General features: G+C 60.9%; 17 protein-coding genes. 7 read left to right on the top strand and 10 right to left on the bottom strand.

Features of this window, described 5'->3' with window-relative positions:
• Positions 1–46: 46 nt before the first annotated feature.
• Genes BLW03_RS15260 through BLW03_RS15250 form a run of 3 tightly spaced genes read right to left on the bottom strand, consistent with a single transcriptional unit; the run spans position 47 to position 1,770 of the window.
• Complete coding sequence (locus BLW03_RS15260; protein WP_074654856.1) at positions 47–802, bottom strand: DUF4252 domain-containing protein; 756 nt, start codon at positions 800–802, stop codon at positions 47–49.
• Positions 803–821: 19 nt separating this feature from the next.
• A complete protein-coding gene (locus BLW03_RS15255; protein ID WP_139285221.1) occupies positions 822–1,253 on the bottom strand; it encodes an anti-sigma factor in 432 nt (143 codons plus the stop codon).
• Positions 1,246–1,770, bottom strand: a complete 525-nt coding sequence (locus BLW03_RS15250; protein ID WP_074654853.1) for an RNA polymerase sigma factor — start codon at positions 1,768–1,770, stop codon at positions 1,246–1,248. Before BLW03_RS15250 ends, BLW03_RS15255 begins: the two co-directional genes overlap by 8 nt.
• A 167-nt stretch (positions 1,771–1,937) precedes the next feature.
• On the opposite strand from BLW03_RS15250, the gene rbfA reads away from it, so the two are divergent.
• From rbfA to BLW03_RS15230, 4 genes are read left to right on the top strand one after another with little or no spacing between them, the layout of a single operon-like run.
• Positions 1,938–2,339 (top strand): 30S ribosome-binding factor RbfA, encoded by a 402-nt coding sequence (gene rbfA / locus BLW03_RS15245; protein ID WP_074654852.1) that lies wholly within the window; start codon positions 1,938–1,940, stop codon positions 2,337–2,339.
• Positions 2,339–3,469: a DHH family phosphoesterase gene (locus BLW03_RS15240; RefSeq protein WP_074654851.1), complete on the top strand. Its 1,131-nt coding sequence runs from the start codon at positions 2,339–2,341 to the stop codon at positions 3,467–3,469. The genes rbfA and BLW03_RS15240 overlap by 1 nt, the downstream gene beginning before the upstream one ends.
• Before the next feature lie 24 nt (positions 3,470–3,493).
• Positions 3,494–5,428: an ArnT family glycosyltransferase gene (locus BLW03_RS15235; RefSeq protein WP_074654850.1), complete on the top strand. Its 1,935-nt coding sequence runs from the start codon at positions 3,494–3,496 to the stop codon at positions 5,426–5,428.
• A gap of 21 nt (positions 5,429–5,449) precedes the next feature.
• The gene (locus tag BLW03_RS15230; protein WP_244502111.1) at positions 5,450–6,472 is read left to right on the top strand and encodes a GNAT family N-acetyltransferase; all 1,023 of its coding nucleotides are present in this window, start codon (positions 5,450–5,452) and stop codon (positions 6,470–6,472) included.
• Positions 6,473–6,651: 179 nt separating this feature from the next.
• Here BLW03_RS15230 and BLW03_RS20670 read toward each other — a convergent pair whose 3' ends face one another.
• The 7 genes from BLW03_RS20670 to BLW03_RS15200 all read right to left on the bottom strand — a co-directional run bounded on the left by BLW03_RS20670 (position 6,652) and on the right by BLW03_RS15200 (position 11,871).
• Positions 6,652–6,822 carry a hypothetical protein gene (locus BLW03_RS20670; RefSeq protein ID WP_170835049.1) on the bottom strand — a complete coding sequence of 57 codons (171 nt, stop codon included), beginning with the start codon at positions 6,820–6,822 and terminating at the stop codon, positions 6,652–6,654.
• Entirely contained in the window at positions 6,822–7,235 is a 414-nt protein-coding gene (locus BLW03_RS15225; protein ID WP_074656057.1) for a DUF6677 family protein, read from the bottom strand. Before BLW03_RS15225 ends, BLW03_RS20670 begins: the two co-directional genes overlap by 1 nt.
• 23 nt (positions 7,236–7,258) lie before the next feature.
• Positions 7,259–8,443, bottom strand: a complete 1,185-nt coding sequence (locus BLW03_RS15220; protein ID WP_074654847.1) for a M24 family metallopeptidase — start codon at positions 8,441–8,443, stop codon at positions 7,259–7,261.
• 208 nt (positions 8,444–8,651) lie between these two features.
• Positions 8,652–9,209, bottom strand: a complete 558-nt coding sequence (locus BLW03_RS15215; RefSeq protein WP_170835048.1) for a DUF2911 domain-containing protein — start codon at positions 9,207–9,209, stop codon at positions 8,652–8,654.
• Positions 9,210–9,289: 80 nt separating this feature from the next.
• A complete protein-coding gene (locus BLW03_RS15210; RefSeq protein ID WP_212733211.1) occupies positions 9,290–9,775 on the bottom strand; it encodes a hypothetical protein in 486 nt (161 codons plus the stop codon).
• Between the two features lie 84 nt (positions 9,776–9,859).
• Positions 9,860–10,462, bottom strand: coding sequence for a YciE/YciF ferroxidase family protein (locus BLW03_RS15205; RefSeq protein ID WP_074654842.1), 603 nt, complete (start codon positions 10,460–10,462; stop codon positions 9,860–9,862).
• A gap of 143 nt (positions 10,463–10,605) precedes the next feature.
• The gene (locus tag BLW03_RS15200) at positions 10,606–11,871 is read right to left on the bottom strand and encodes an FAD-binding oxidoreductase (RefSeq protein WP_074654840.1); all 1,266 of its coding nucleotides are present in this window, start codon (positions 11,869–11,871) and stop codon (positions 10,606–10,608) included.
• 243 nt (positions 11,872–12,114) lie between these two features.
• Here BLW03_RS15200 and ychF point away from each other — a divergent pair, with 243 nt between their 5' ends.
• From ychF to BLW03_RS15185, 3 genes are all read left to right on the top strand, one after another.
• Positions 12,115–13,212, top strand: a complete 1,098-nt coding sequence (gene ychF, locus BLW03_RS15195) for a redox-regulated ATPase YchF (RefSeq protein ID WP_074654838.1) — start codon at positions 12,115–12,117, stop codon at positions 13,210–13,212.
• A 78-nt stretch (positions 13,213–13,290) separates the two neighbouring features.
• The gene (locus BLW03_RS15190) at positions 13,291–14,493 is read left to right on the top strand and encodes a GGDEF domain-containing protein (RefSeq protein WP_074654837.1); all 1,203 of its coding nucleotides are present in this window, start codon (positions 13,291–13,293) and stop codon (positions 14,491–14,493) included.
• The gene (locus BLW03_RS15185) at positions 14,490–15,047 is read left to right on the top strand and encodes an MOSC domain-containing protein (protein WP_074654835.1); all 558 of its coding nucleotides are present in this window, start codon (positions 14,490–14,492) and stop codon (positions 15,045–15,047) included. Before BLW03_RS15190 ends, BLW03_RS15185 begins: the two co-directional genes overlap by 4 nt.
• The last annotated feature ends 153 nt before the right edge of the window (positions 15,048–15,200 follow it).

The raw sequence follows: 15,200 nt of genomic DNA, 5'->3' as shown, positions 1-15,200 counted from the left end.
AAAAAAGGACCGGGCGATGAACCCGGTCCGCCAGGTAGGCAGAAATCTAACGCCGTGCGGGCGCCGCAGGCGGCTCCGGTGGCGCGGATGGCGCCGGTGCCGGTGCAGCGGCTCCACTGCTGGACGTTGACGAGGAATAGTGTGTGACGGAGCGTGTCGCGGAGCGCGTGATGCCGTTCGCCATGCCATTGATCGAGCCGCTCATGCCCATCATCGAGCCCATGGCACCGTTCACGTCTTCCATCTTGAAGTGTCCGCGCAGGTGAACGATATTCAGTTCCTTCGCCTCGACATTCAGAATCACCATGTCACGAATGAGCCCTTCGCCGTCCGTGCGAACGACGATGTCGTTGGACTCGCCATCGCTCTCATTGCGTACCAGGTGCGACCACCCATTGCCGTCGAGCCGGTGGCGCAATGTATCGAGATCACTTTTGGAGTACATCCCCCGACCGGCGAACTCATAGTTACGGACCACGATGAAATCCATCTTGTCGGAGAGGCCCGCATAGCGACCGCCCTTGCGCCCACCCGCCAGCGCCATCATGTTCTTGTCCAGGTTGACCTCGTTACGCTCCTTGGCATTCGCGCCAAGTTTGTCGAGGCCATCCATCAACTCGTCCTTCACCTGCGGATCGCCGTCCACGGACGAAATCATCGTTCCACTCGCAGCAACTTCATATCGGTAGCCGCTTGCGCCGGACCCCAGGACCATGATCCGCTGCGCACCCGCGCCCACCGCGGTGAGACCAAGAGCGAGCGATGCTGCAAGACCTGCCTTCGTACCCGTTACTGTGTTCATGCTGCTCACCCTCGCCTTCCTATTTCCCGAACTCATAGACCAATTGCGTGTAGCGACCTGCATGACTCCGCTCCAGGCTGACGTCGACCTTGTCCAGCGCGTGACTGGTCAATTGCATGGCCAGATCCATCTGCTGCTGCATCTGGGCTGCCTCGCGCTCAACCCGCTTGTGACGCAGGTAGGTAAGGTCACCGCCCACTGCCAACAGCAACACGGCTGCGATCGCTGTCCACCAGCCCGCGTTCCGATGCATGCCGCCGAAGCCGCTGCTGCTCTGTCGCGTTGGAACGAGCCTCGATTTGCGTGCGGCTTCCCGCTCCGCAACCCTGGCCATCACGCGGTCACTGAATCCATCCGGCGCAGGTACATGCTGCAGCGACTGCCGCAGCTCACTTTCTACCGCGCTTACATCCAAATCGTTTTGTTCTGTCCCAATTCCATGTTCATCCACGGACATACTCCTTCAGCACCACAGATCCTTTGCGCCGCAGCAGTTGCAACCCTCGCTGCAGATGACTCTTCACCGTTGCCACCGGCTCCCCGGTGGTTCTTGCAATCTCTTCCGGCGACAGGTCTTCCCCGTAGCGAAGTACCAGCACCGTTCTCTGCGACTCCGGCAACGAGAGGAGCATACGCTCCATGCTGACGTTCATCGCCGCCGCGCCGTCGTTGCCAACACCCGCCGCAGGTCGCTCGTACTGCTCGTCCCACTCTTCGGATGCGCCTTCCGGGCGGACGCGCCTGCGCCGGATGGCATCTGTCGCCCGGTGTGTTGCAACCCGGCGAAGCCAGTGCCGCACGTGGTCACCGCTCTCCAGTCGCGGCAGCCAGCTATGCAGCTCCAGAAAAACGTCCTGCGCCACCTCTTCCGCCAAACCACGGTCTCCCAGCAGACGCAGGGCTACGGAGAACACCATGGAGCTGTGCCCTTCCACCATCGCGCGGAATTCGTCGTCTGTCGCGGTCAATCCTTCGTCCTGTGCCTTTTCGGGCCTGCCTACAAGCTTGTCACTTGCCTATACGCCCTTTCCGGTTGCCCCGGATGCACTTTCTTGCGAAACTCCAAAGAAAGCAGTGTTCAGCTATTCCGGCGGGCTCATTTGTTATTCTGAAGTGTCTACAGCAGGAGCTTGCCATGCCAGAACATCGCGCCAGAGAACATCATCGGAACCGCGTGCAGGACACCCTCCGCGAGGAAATCAGCGTCATCATTGACGGCGAACTCTCCGACCCGCGCATCGGCTCTGCCACTTGCACGGAGGTGACGCTCGAGCCCGGTGGCAAGAGCGGCCATGCCTATATCCAGGTCGTGGGCGACGAAGCCGAGGAACAGAGCACGCTGGAGGGCCTGGTGGCCGCCCGCGGCTACATCCGTTCCCAGTTGCTGCTACGCCTTGGCGTGCGGCATCTGCCCGAGATCTCTTTCCACATCGACAGCTCTGAAAAGATCAATGCGCGCATGGATTCTCTGCTAACCCGCATGAAGAAGCGATCTGCACGCCGCGCAAATTCCGCAGCAGGAGCGCCGCGCACCTAATGGCTCCGTCGCTGGTCACACCTTCGATCACGGGTTCTTACAACCTGCCGCCCGGCTCTCCGGCGCAGGGTTCTGCTGGTCCGTCTCCCGAAATTCGCGATGGCGCGCTGCAACTTCCTCGTATCGTCGCGGCCATCCAGCAGAACAGTCGCTTCCTGGTGACCTCCCATGCCCGACCCGATGGGGACGCTGTCGGATCTGTCTTGGCGATGGGCAGTGTCCTGCACGCGCTGGGCAAACAGGTAGACATGGTCCTGGCCGACCCGATCCCGGTTGTCTACCGGACACTCCCCGGCGTCGGTCGCGTTCGACAGTCACGCGATATTGTTCAGTCTGAATATGACGTCATCATCATTCTGGAGTGCGACGGCACCGAACGCACAGGCGTCCGTGGCATCGATGACATGGCAAATGTCATCAATATCGATCACCACCTGACAGGAACCCCCTTTGCCGCTCTGAACTGGATCGACCCGACCGCCGCCGCAGTTGCGGCCATGGTCTTTGAGATCGCGATCGCCCTGGCCACCAACATCACCCCTGCCATCGCGACCTGTCTCTACACCGCGCTGATGACGGACACCGGATCCTTCACCTATCCCGGCACGTCCGCCGAGACCTTCACCCTGGCGCACGCGTTGATCGACCTGGGAGCAAAGGCCGACAGTGTCGCGCGTGATGTGCTGTATTCCGTGCCGGCCGCCCGCATTCATCTGCTGGGACTGGCGCTTTCGCGCGTCCGCATCCGCGGCCCCATCGCATGGACATGGATCACGCAGGACGACCTGCAGCTGATGAATGCCACTGATGAAGATTCTGAAGGCACAGTGAACTACCTGATCTCGATCGCGGGCGTGGAGGCAGCAGCCTTCCTGCGCGAACTGCCACGCCCCTACCCTGAAGCTCAGGCCCTCTTCCGCACCTCGCTGCGTTCGAAGTCCAGTGTCGACGTCTCGCAGGTAGCGGCGAACTGCGGCGGCGGGGGCCATCGCAATGCTGCCGGATGTACGCTGAATGGCCCCTTCGATGACGCCGTCGCTCACATCCTGCGGGAACTGGGGACGGAAGTCACCCGCATTGTGCGCGCCTCCGGTCAACACGCGGTGGCTGTGCCATCCAACAAACTCTGAAAGCCCCAGGTTCGATCCGCTAAGGTGAGCAGCTACCCACAGCCCGAACCGGTCGCGCCCGAAAGCGCCGCACCGCAGCCTCGCTGGCGAGAATGGCTGGCCTCCGAGGCCGCCTGCAGCGCGCGCGAGCTCATCATCCTGTGCATCACAGCTGCGCTGCTGCTCTTCTACGGTCTGGTCCCCCTTCGCCTCGGGCACGCCGTCATCTCTGCCCCAAAGATCGGCCTGGTAGGCGCGGATGAGCCACGCTATGCGCAGATCGCAGCGGAGATGCTGGAAGAGCACTCCAACATCTGCCACGAGCTGCACGCACGCGTGATCCCGCATTCGCTCCGGCTCCCGGACCTGAAGAAGTCCTTCCAATGCGCGGAAGCCGGCATGATCACGCCGATCCTCTACGGCCATCCGTGGCTTGAAAAACCCGCGCTGTACTACTGGCGCACCATGAGCTTCTACAAGGAGTTCGGCAAGAGCGACTGGGCCGCCCGCCTCTCGTCCGCGACCGGCGCATTCGCCCTGGTCTTCCTGATCTTCCTGCACATGCGGCGCTTCCGGCCGGGCGGCCACCTGGATGCGGCATTGATCACAGCATCTGCAGTGGCCATCATTGCCTTCGCTCGCGGTGCGTCCACGGACATGCAGCTGGCGGCGCCCTTCTGCATCGGCATGCTGGGCTGGTACGCCTGGTATGAGACAGGCAAAAAATTCTGGCTGTTCGATTTGTACTTCTTCGGCGGCCTGGCCACCCTGGCGAAGGGCCCCGTTGCCATCTTCCTGTCGCTGAGCATCATTCTTCTGTTCGTTGGCCTGCGGCGCGAGTGGCAGGTGCTGCGCCGGATGATCTGGCTGCCGGGCATCGCGCTGTTCCTGGCGATCTCCTTGCCATGGTTCATCGCAGTCCAGGTCCGAAATCCGACGTTCTACAAGTTCTTCCTGTTCGAGCAAAATCTGCAGCGCTTTGCGACGGACCGCTACCAGCACCACCAGACGCCGTTCTACTACCTGATCGTCCTGCTGCTGGCGCTGATGCCATGGACTGTGCTGGCACTGCGAGCGCTGTGGGATTCCATCGACATTGCACGCGCGGAGTGGCGTGTCCGCCACAAGCCAGCCCGTTACCTCGGTCACTCGCGGGCAGGCGACGCCTTCCCGGAGTTCCTGGTCCTGTGGGCCGTCTTCCCGGTGCTGTTCTTCTCGTTCTCCGGATCCAAGCTGCCGGGTTACATCCTCCCGGCAATCCCACCCATCACGATTCTCACAGGCGACTACCTCAATCGCATCCGCCGCAACGGCCTCCCGAAGTGGCTGCTGATCGCGCACGGAGCGACCTGCGGCATCCTGACCTTTGTGCTGCTGCTCTGCCCGCAGTACATGATCTATCAGAAGATCGTGCCGCCGATGGGCACGTTGCTGACCGCGCTCACCATTTCGATTGCGTGCGGTGCAGGGATCGTTCTGCTGACGCTGCGCTTCGGTCTGAAATGGATTCGGCCGCTGACCCTGGCGCCCATCTTCATCCTGCTGTTCTTCCTGATGCACCAGAACGGCTGGCTGCTGGATGAGAACTACTCCGCACGTCCGATGGCTCGGCAGATCGCCGCAGAGGCACCCGACGTGAAGCTGCTGGAAACGTACCATATCCGCCGCGACACCGACTACGGCCTGTGCTTCTACCGCAACCAGCCCCTTCGCCATTACCTGCAGGAGGAGTCCGCGACCGAGAAACAATCGGTCATCACGGGCATTCCGAATGAGGAGCACATCCTCGTCATCCGCGTGCAGGACGAGGGCGCTCTCGGCAAGCTGCTGCCGAATCGTACCTATCGGAAGATGTTCGTGAACGGCTGGCAGGACCTGGCGGTTTACCGGGTGGCAGCGTCTACGATAGCGACGCTCCCTGATATCGTTGAGAACCACAAAGGTTCCCCCGGCGCTAAACACCGCGTCTCACGCCGGTAAAGCCGCTACCCTTCTCTTTGGGTGTTTGCTCCCCACCGGACTCACCACGTGCTCGACCGTTACGACATTCGCGACCTGCGGCTCTTTACCGGCCGTGACCTTCGCCCGCTGCTGGCGGAGGAGGGACGACAGTGGCGCGAACGGCTGCGCTGGGACTACACACAGTCCATTGAATTGCTCATCTCGTATCTCGATTCACGCATTCTGCCCGGCTTTGTCGCCGTGGACCGCGCGAGCGGCGAGATTCAGGGCTACTGCTTCTCCGTCTACGAGACACAGAAGGCTGTCGTCGGGGACGTCTTCGCCGTCGGCGAGGATGCGCGCGAGGTGGAAGAGACGTTGCTGCATCACCTGCTGCCCATGCTGCAACACACGCCCGGCGTAGACCGCGTCGAGTCGCAGTTGCTGCTGGAGAGCGACCGGCTGCAGGTGCCCTTCAAGGAATGCGACTTCCGTTCGTACACGCGACTGTTCATGGAAGCTGATCTGCCGCACGAGCGTGAACTGCTACTGGACAACAGCCTCGTCCGCCGGACCGATGAGCCCGTGCCACAGTTGCCGCAGTACCTCAAGCTGACCCGATGGATCCCGCCGCATTACCAGCCCGCAGGCGACCTGATCCATCGCTGCTACGAGGGCCACGGCGACTCGTTCATTAACGACCAGTACCGCAGCGTCCAGGGCTCCCTGCGATTCCTCCACAACATCGTCCGCTTCCCCGGCTGCGGCATCTTCGATGCGGAGAACTCCTTTGTGATCCGCGACGACCGCAGCGGCCAGCTCGAGGCGCTCGCCCTTGTCTCACGGGTGGAGCCTGAAGTAGCGCATGTGACCCAACTCTGCGTTTCGCCACGCAGGCGCGGCTACGGCCTGGGCCGCATGCTGCTGCGGCACGTCGCAACTTCGCTGGCAGCAAAGGGTATGCAGGCCATCACGCTGACCGTGACAGAAGCGAACCATCCGGCCTTGAAGCTCTACGAGAGCCTGGGCTTCCGCCGTCGCCTGAGCTTCTGCGCCAACGTATGGACTCGCACCAGAAGCTAGAGCGACCAACCGGGTTCCCATTCTTTCGCAGCTTCCTCGCGAAAGGGTGAGGTCTCGCGCAAAGGCGCGAACATCTCTCCTTCATGCAACGTGAGATATCCCAGGTCACGCGAACGCGCGATAGCCCACCCTTGCTTCGCAAGAATGGGGCGCCCGGAATCTGTCTTTGATTGGAAGAGTTAGTGCTTGAGAAAGTACATGGCCCAGCTCACCACAATGGCCGTCAGAAGGAACAGGCCAAAGCAATAAGCGCCGAAACGGATCATCATCTTCGGCTCCGACCGCTGGGTGATCCCGAAGACCACCGAGGCGAAGAGCGCGTACACGGCGAGCGCGGAGAATTGCGACATTACAGCCCCGCCTTTCGTCCGTTCGCCAGCGACTGTGCGTCAACTGCCGCCATCACGTTCAACAGACCCGCAACCACGACAAACTTCGTACCGTAGTCGCTGAGCGTGTCGCTCAACTGCGTCGCGCCGATGCCGGCGATCTTCGCAATGGCATAAAGGCCGATTGCACCGGCCTGCCCTACGAATCCAAGCACATCGAGCGGGTCACCTGTAGTCGGCGTGTAGATCTTGCCATGCATCGCAAGGCCCAGGCAGAACATGACGATGACCGAAACAAACAACAATCCGGCCCGGATCGGCTTCTTCAGAAGAAGGTGGCCAAGGCCAGGAACAACCCATCCGGCAAGAAGCACCACCGTGGGTGAAATCGTGCTCTGCCGCACGGGGACTGCTGTTGAGTGTGTCGCTGCCATTCCGTTGTTGATGATACCAGCCACTAGATGCGAACGAGCTCCCGCTGGATCTTCCCGGTTACAACGGCACTCCCGGGCCGCGTGATCATGTCGATCTCGCTGCGAACGCCGAAGCACTCCCGGCCCGGCGGCAGGTAGATTCCCGGCTCGACCGAGAAGCAGGTATCGGGCAGGATCAGCCGCTCGTCGTGCGTTTCGAAGTTGTCGAGGTGCGCACCCGCGCCGTGCAGTTCCGTGCCAATGTTGTGCCCCGTACGGTGCGTGAACCACTCGCCGAAGCCATTGCGCACGATGACCTCGCGTGCTGCCGCGTCGGGCTCCCAGCCGGCGATGGGCTGGTTCGAAGCAAAGCGGTCCTGCACAAGCCGGATCGCCGCATCGCGGGCATCCGTGACCGCCTTGAAGACGCGGCGCTCGAGCTCTGTCGCCTCTCGATCCACGACACCGGTCCAGGTGATGTCGTACCAGACAGCCGTTGGATCATCCTTCAGCTTGCCCCAGATGTCGATCAGCAGAAACGATCCACGCTCAATCCGCGAAGATCTTCCTGCCACTGGCTCATAGTGCGAATCCGAAGCGTTGGCGCCGACGCTGACGTTGGGACCGTGTTCGGTGATGAGACCTTCCTTCGCGATTTCCGCCTGCAGCCACTCGACCATGTCGAACTCGGTGACACCGCGGTCGCCGCGCGCTCGTGCACCAATCTCGCGCCAGGCATCTTCCAGGATGCGGTCGATCTTCTTCTGGGCGACGTGGTGTGTTTCAATCTGCCGGTCCGTCAGCACCGCCTCAAACTGGCTCACCAGGTCGGCCGATGACACAATCGTCTTACCCATGCCCTGCAGAACCTCGATGGTGCCCGCATCCACCATCGCCACGTACATCACGGCATTGCGTGGCGAGTACTGCATGGCGATCGTCGTCGCACCCTGCAGGAGTTTTTCCAGTGACAGCTCCATCTCCTGCCAGGTGCTGTAGACCGTCCGATCGCCGGGCAGCGTGTCCAGCTTGCCGGCTTCAATGCGGTGATTCAGCTTGCGCGGCTCGCCTATGGCGGGGACGAAGTAGAACCAGCGCCGCGTGACGTGCATGCCGGGATCGAGGCCCAGGATGCGATACGCCAACGGGTCGCGGACGTGATGGTCGTAAAACAACCAGCCATCCAACTTTGCGTCGCGCAGCGCCTGCTGTACCCGTGCCAGATCCATGAATCACCTCTATGACTAAGGCTACAACTTTCCTCCTCGCGGCACTGTCCTCCTGAGCGCAGCGGACGACCCGCGATATGGAACGGCTGAAGCGTCCGAACGTCTTTCGGCCACGGATGCGATCTCCGTGGCCGAAAGGTGCGAACACATGATTTGAGGCGAACACCGTCACGGCCCTCCGCTGCGCTCGGGATGACAGTTCAGCAAACTACATCGCGACGACCGGGACAAATACATCGAACGTGTCCCACTTCACGTGCAACTGTGTCTTCTTGCCAGCGGTCTTTTCAAAGCCGATGGACAGGACTTCCTGCTGCGGGATCGTGGTGAACATCATGGGCACCTTGCCCAGGTCTTCCTCGGCAAAGCGCTCCGTGCCCCATTGGCCGGTGTGCTTGCAGATGACGAGCTGCCAAACACCGGAAGACGGCAGCGTGACCAGCGTGTACTTACCCGGCGGCACATGCAGGCTGCCGACCATCATGGCGCCGTTGGTCTCGAAGGTGGTCGCTTCATTCGCGCCCGTACGCCACCAGGTGTTGTACGGCACCAGGTCGGTGCCCAGTACCTTGCGGCCGCGCACACTTGGAGCGCCGTAGCTGATGTGGATCTTCTTGCCGGCCAGGTCTACTTCGGCCTCATGCCGCGGGCTTGGGAGCGCTTCCTTGCTGGCTGGCTTGTCCATCTTCATGCCACCCATATCCTGCGAAAACATCGGTGTACTGCAACAGGCGGCGAGCGCCATAACCAACACGAACTTTTTCATAGACATCTCCTCGCGAAACCAACGGCTTCAGCCTATCAAGAGAGACGTGCCGACGACCGATTGGCTTGCACTTCCTCCCATTATTGCTTCAGCGCATTCGTCTTGAACTGCCGGATCAGGTCCACAACAACCGTCGGCCATGGCCGATCTTCCTGCCCGTCAAACGTCTCGACCCAGATGATGCCGCGTCGCCCTGCGCCCTTCGCCGGGTCATACACGGTGAGCGTGGCAAGCGCCGTGTCACCCGGCCCGAAGTCGATGCGGCCACTGCGGTCGATGGGAGCGATGTCGAAGATCAGATCCGGCCGCTGCCCCTCGCTGACCACCTGCTTACCCAGATCGGCAACGAGCTTTTCCATCTCCTTGCGGCCGAACCGATCCATGCGATCCGCGTCGACACGAACGGTATGGGCCTTGGACAGCCGGCGTTGAAAAGCGGGCGCGTCACACAGGTAGTGCTCGACCTTCTTATCGGCAGTGCAATGCGGCTCGACGGCCTGCTGTGCGCGAGACAACGGCATCATTATGGTGGCGAGGGCCAGGGTAGCCACGACGGTCATGCGCATGAAAGACCTCTCTGTCTCAACCTTGAGACGCAGCAAAGGGCCTCCGAGTATCCGGAGGCCCTTTGCTGCAAAACGGCGTGAGAATTACCTGGACTTGCGAGCCACGTCGGCCGAAGCCTTCTTCTCGTCTTCCTTGCTCTTCTTCTCGCTGTACTTTTCTTTCCCGGACTTGGGCTTCTTCTCTTCCTCATTTTCGGAAGGATCACCCTGCGTGAGAGCGGCGCGCAGAAGGGGCTTGGTTCCCGCAAAAATTGCCTTCGCAGCCGCGACTTCTTCTTCCAGGTTCTGGTTCAGAAGGTTCACAACATCTTTCAGACCAAGCGCCTTCGCGAGACCGATTGCAGTGGTGTAGCCGGCGATCTCATAGTGCTCCACACGGCTGCTGGCGCCACAGATTCCGAGGTCCTTGTTCGCGCCCTCTTCATCTTTTTCAAGAGCGTCCTGACCTTCTTCGATCAGGCCTTCCATACCATTGCAGTGCTGTCCCGTGGGCTTCTTGCCAAGAATGCCGAACGCATCACGCAGGCGCTGAACCTGCCCCTTGGTTTCTTCCAGGTGATTCTTGATCAGCGACTTCACGGACGGATCAACCGCACCCTTCGCCATCTTGGGGAGGGCCTTTACCAACTGGTTTTCCGCGCTATACAGGTCACGCATTTCATCGAGCAACACATCCATCAAAGCCATTGGTCTTCACTCCCTGAGTGCTCCGCGCGCTTATCGCCGCGCTTGAGTCATCACGTTGGAAGAGAAACACCGCGGCATAGTTGCCGCGGTGTCTGAAGTATTCCTTATGTCTGACAGACCACTTACTCAGAATAAGTTGTCACTTATGCACGAACTGCAGTGCCTCGCTTCGCGATGATCGGTTCCATGCGCGTGTAAAGCTCCTGCAGGATCTTCACGCCTGCTTCGGCCGCAGCACGATCGGGCTGTTCGTTCGTGTCATTCCAACCCTCATCTTCGCCGCCAACACTTGGCTGCATCACGATGCCGTCGCGCCGCGCCAGCATGTTCAACCCCTTGTAGCCGATGCCGTAAGTCGCCCCCTCCTGCGGGATGAGCCACGCGATCTGCCCGCGCACTGGGACGACGCTTTCGTCAGACCAAAGCGCGCGAGAGTCATACCCCGTGCAGCAGATGACAACGCCCTGCGGCAGTGCGGCGAACTCATTCGGCGTGTGAAATTCTCGATACTCCATGCGGCCGCCCGCGATGAAGAACTCCTGCATCAACTGCTTCGCGTAGCCCGCCACGTTAAAACTCAGCGAGGTGGAGCGCCGCACATACTTTGTCGGAAACGGTGTCGATCCCGGCGGCAGCAGCTGGCTCTTCGGGTGAAGGTCGGCGATGCTGTCGGCGTAGCGTGCGAACTCATGGACTGGCTTCGCCTGCGCCGCTTCCGTGGGCATGTTTGGGTCGGCAGGTGCATTCGGGTTGCGCGGCTCCGCGTCCGAGAGCATGTAGCGATCGGTCCACTCGATGGGATTGCCCGCCGTGCCCAGGTAGCTGTTGTACATGCCCCACGAGGTGCGGGCCATCTTCTCCCAGTCCGCTGCAAAGGTCGCAGGAGCCTTGTCCGCCAAAGCAATGCGTGAATCTGGAGTCCATGATCCTGTCGCCCGGACGGAGCGAATGTAGGGCGCACGTTCCTTCGCATAGATCGTCACGTTATAGCCCATGCGCTGCGCCGTCAGCGCGGCTGTCAACCCCAGCGCGCCCGCTCCGATGACAGCGCACTCCTTCACGCCGGGAGCAGCGTCCATCGCCTTACGCACCGCAAAGTCTGCGGAACCCCACGAGAGCGACCATCCGCTGCCGCCGTGACCGTAGTTCGTCACGACGGGCTTATCTCCCACCTTGACCAGCTCGATGCGCGGTCCTGCCGCACGGAAGGGACGCAGGCACACCGTGATGCGGAAGATGCGATCCAGATCGGCTCGGATGGGCACGATGTTGCCAGGCATGTCGTAGAAAGGCATCGTCGGTGCTCCCGCAGCAGCCACCGCAGGCACGGCAACACGCTTCGCACAGCCGTTCAAAAGTCCAAGCCCGGCAAGCGCACCGGATCCCTGCAGAAAAAGTCGACGATCCATCGGTATCTCCCGTGGTGAAACAAACAGGGCCGCGCAATCCGACGAGGCCCCGTGCAATCGAAAAGAATTGTGGGTTACTAACCTTTTATATCGCAGGCACTGACGGGTTCCCCACCCTCGCGCAGGCAAGGTGGGGAACCCAGCCTCACAGGCTTGGCGCTGAGTGGGTCGCCGATGCCCTAACTCGTTCGTATGACCGCGGGAATTGGCGCGTAACCCTTGCCCGCGAGACAATGGAGAGGTATGCCATTGAATGTAGGAATTGTCGGTCTTCCCAACGTGGGTAAGAGCACCATCTTCAGCGCGCTGACAGCCATTGAGGCCGTCGCGGCGAACTACCCTTTCTGCACCATCGAACCCAACGTCGGTATCGTGCCCGTTCCCGACGACCGACAGGACAAGATCGTCGCGCTGGTCAAACCGAACAGTATCGTCCCCACGGTGATGGAGTTCGTCGACATCGCGGGACTGGTCGCCGGCGCCAGCAAGGGTGAGGGCCTTGGCAACCAGTTCCTTGCCAACATCCGTTCCACCGACGCCACGCTGCATATCGTGCGCTGCTTTGAGGACAACGAGATCATCCACGTCGCGGGCAAGGTCGATCCCATCAGCGACATCGATGTCATCAATACCGAGCTGATGCTCGCCGATCTGGACACCGTCACACGCCGCCACGAGAAGAGCGCAAAGCTGGCGCGCACCTCGCAGGACTCGAAGATCAAGAACGAGTTCAGCGCCTTGACCAAGCTGCTGGAGGCACTGAATGCCGGTAAGCCTGCACGTACGGCGGACCTGACCGACGAAGAGAAGCCGCTGGTACGCGACCTGCACCTGATCACGATGAAGCCGACGCTCTATGTGGCCAATGTCGATGAGGCCGGGCTCAAGGATGGCAACGCGCATACTGCTGCCGTCGAAAAGCGTGCGGCCGAAGAAGGCAACGAAGTCGTGCGCATCTGCGGCGCACTGGAAGCCGAGATCTCGCAGCTGGACCCCGCAGAGCGCGATGAATTCCTGAAGGACATGGGCGTTACCGAGCCCGGCCTGACGCGACTGATCCACGCGGCATACCGCATGCTCGGCCTGATTACCTACTTCACCTCGGGCGTGCAGGAGGTCCGCGCATGGACGATCCGCAAGGGCACCAAGGCGCCGGGTGCCGCGGGCGTCATCCACACGGATTTTGAACGCGGCTTCATCAAGGCCGATGCCTACAACTGCGAAGATCTCTTCCGCCTGGGCAGCGAACAGGCTGTGAAAGAAAAAGGTCTGCTGCGTAGTGAAGGCAAGGAATACGTCGTGAAGGACGGAGATATTCTGTTCTTCAAGTTCAACGTGTAGTGGATCAACAACGCGGCAGTCCGAGACTGCCGCGTTTCAGTCTGCAGCGGTCAACGAGCCGCGCTGGGTACAGTACGAATGATTTCAGTTCTCCATCGCATTGAGGATCTCCAGGTCGTCTGCTTTGCCATCATCTTCAGCGTGATGGCGTGGCAGATGCGCAAGAACAAGACGATCCGTTATGCGTGGCTGAGCTATGTACTCGCTTCGGTTGTGTCCGTTCTGGATGTAGCGATGCCGCAGCCGCTTAGCACCCTTACGGTCAGTTGCATCTTCGCCATCATCAGCATTCGATACGCCATCCTGGCCAGTGCCATGTCGGCCTTCACCCGGCGATCGCGCTGGCTGGCGATGGTCTCCTATGGCGTCGCAGCGCTCTCTGCCTCTCTGCTCCTGCTGCCACGCGCCGGCGTTGCGCCCTTCGTGATCTCCGGCCTCTTCTACCTGTTCCTTGCCGTACAGCTATCGCTGATGTGCGTCATCGTTCTGTTGTCGAAGGAGAAGGCCACACGTGTTCCGCGTCGATTCATTGGCGTGCTGTTCCTCTTGTCCGTCGCATGCCGTTTCGCGCAGACATGGGCCGTGTGGTCCCATGCTTCGGCACGTGCGGCGTGGTGGAGAGACCAAGGTCTTTTCCTGAATTCGACGGTCATCGGCTGCGTGCTTCCCTTCACCATCGTGTGGATGATGAATGCACGCATTCAGAAGGATCTTCTGAAGCAGAGCCTGGTCGATCCGCTGACGGAGCTGCTGAACCGCCGCGGCCTGAACGATGCAGCACAGCGCGAACTGTCCCGTTACGCGCGTGTCCGCCAGGACTTCGCCGTTGCCGTCGTGGACATTGACCACTTCAAGACTCTGAATGACTCCTATGGTCACGCCTGTGGTGATGACGTCCTGCGCTCCACCGCATCCCTGTTTCGCGAACTGCTGCGGCAAAGCGACGTAGTCAGCCGCAGCGGCGGTGAGGAATTTGTGCTTCTGCTGGCACTCACGCAGGAGAGTGAGACCCTGGCGGTGTTGGAACGCATTCGTTCGGCCGTAGCCGCCCGTACCCTGCAGGTGGGCGACGCCACCGTGCAGACAACCATCAGTATTGGCGCAACCAACACGCGCGGCCGCTTCAACCTGACGTGGCGAGAGCTGCATGATGAAGCCGACCAGGCTCTCTACGCTGCCAAACGAGGTGGTCGCAATCGCACCGCGCTCTTTGATGCACAGGACACGGGCGCTTCGCATGGTCCGGAACAGGGCGCCGTCGACGTCCAGTCCGTCGCATGATCCTCGACGCATCTACCGGACATGTTCTCGCCGTCTGCAGAAGCCCGCGCCATGGCTTCAGCAAAGAAGCCCGGGCATCCATCCGCCTGCTGTCAGGCCGTGGCGTTGAAGGCGACGCGCACTGCGGCGAGACAGTGCAGCACCTGTATCTGAAGCGAAAGAGTCCGACCGCGCCCAACCTTATGCAGGTCCACTTACTGCAGTCGGAGTTACTCGATGAGCTAGCTTTTTCAGGCTTCGATCTGCAGCCGGGTAAGTTCGGTGAGAACATAACAACCCGGAACATCGACCTGCTGACACTGCCGGTGGGGACGCGCCTGCACCTTGGCGATGAGGCAATCGTGGAACTCACCGGATTGCGCACGCCCTGCAAGAAGATCGAGGACTTTTGCCCGGGCCTGCTAAAGCAGGTCGTCCACCGCGATGGCAGCAGGATCATCCAGGCAAAGGCAGGCGTCATGGCAATCGTGGTACAGGACGGCGTGATTGCGCCGGGTGCCGGTATCGTTGTCATCCTGCCGGAATTCCCCCACAAGCCGATGCAAATGATCTAAGCGTGCGGTGTCCGTACACATCCCATGAGCGAACAAGCTACATCGAAGGTTGCACCTCGGCTCGGCGCGAGCGGTACAACAGTTCCGGACAGACCTACATCCGTTCGTATAAGCACTACCGGAAGGGTGTCGCCTAAGTGATCTCCAAGTGTT

Origin of the sequence: Terriglobus roseus, from assembly GCF_900105625.1 — a bacterium.
In the GTDB taxonomy this organism is placed as follows: Bacteria; Acidobacteriota; Terriglobia; order Terriglobales; family Acidobacteriaceae; genus Terriglobus; species Terriglobus roseus_B.
The sequence above is the reverse complement of the archived record's forward strand: the minus strand, read 5'-3'. Positions and strand labels throughout refer to the sequence as shown.

Excerpts from the sequence above, each read along its gene's own strand:
- BLW03_RS15215 (WP_170835048.1), bottom strand. The coding sequence starts at position 9,209 with ATGAAAAAGTTCGTGTTGGTTATGGCGCTCGCCGCCTGTTGCAGTACA.
- BLW03_RS15220 (WP_074654847.1), bottom strand. The coding sequence starts at position 8,443 with ATGGATCTGGCACGGGTACAGCAGGCGCTGCGCGACGCAAAGTTGGAT.
- BLW03_RS15225 (WP_074656057.1), bottom strand. The coding sequence starts at position 7,235 with ATGGCAGCGACACACTCAACAGCAGTCCCCGTGCGGCAGAGCACGATT.
- BLW03_RS15185 (WP_074654835.1), top strand. The coding sequence starts at position 14,490 with ATGATCCTCGACGCATCTACCGGACATGTTCTCGCCGTCTGCAGAAGC.
- BLW03_RS15260 (WP_074654856.1), bottom strand. The coding sequence starts at position 802 with ATGAACACAGTAACGGGTACGAAGGCAGGTCTTGCAGCATCGCTCGCT.
- BLW03_RS15190 (WP_074654837.1), top strand. The coding sequence starts at position 13,291 with ATGATTTCAGTTCTCCATCGCATTGAGGATCTCCAGGTCGTCTGCTTT.
- BLW03_RS15210 (WP_212733211.1), bottom strand. The coding sequence starts at position 9,775 with ATGCGCATGACCGTCGTGGCTACCCTGGCCCTCGCCACCATAATGATG.
- rbfA (WP_074654852.1), top strand. The coding sequence starts at position 1,938 with ATGCCAGAACATCGCGCCAGAGAACATCATCGGAACCGCGTGCAGGAC.
- BLW03_RS15205 (WP_074654842.1), bottom strand. The coding sequence starts at position 10,462 with ATGGCTTTGATGGATGTGTTGCTCGATGAAATGCGTGACCTGTATAGC.
- BLW03_RS15200 (WP_074654840.1), bottom strand. The coding sequence starts at position 11,871 with ATGGATCGTCGACTTTTTCTGCAGGGATCCGGTGCGCTTGCCGGGCTT.
- BLW03_RS15240 (WP_074654851.1), top strand. The coding sequence starts at position 2,339 with ATGGCTCCGTCGCTGGTCACACCTTCGATCACGGGTTCTTACAACCTG.
- BLW03_RS20670 (WP_170835049.1), bottom strand. The coding sequence starts at position 6,822 with ATGTCGCAATTCTCCGCGCTCGCCGTGTACGCGCTCTTCGCCTCGGTG.
- ychF (WP_074654838.1), top strand. The coding sequence starts at position 12,115 with ATGCCATTGAATGTAGGAATTGTCGGTCTTCCCAACGTGGGTAAGAGC.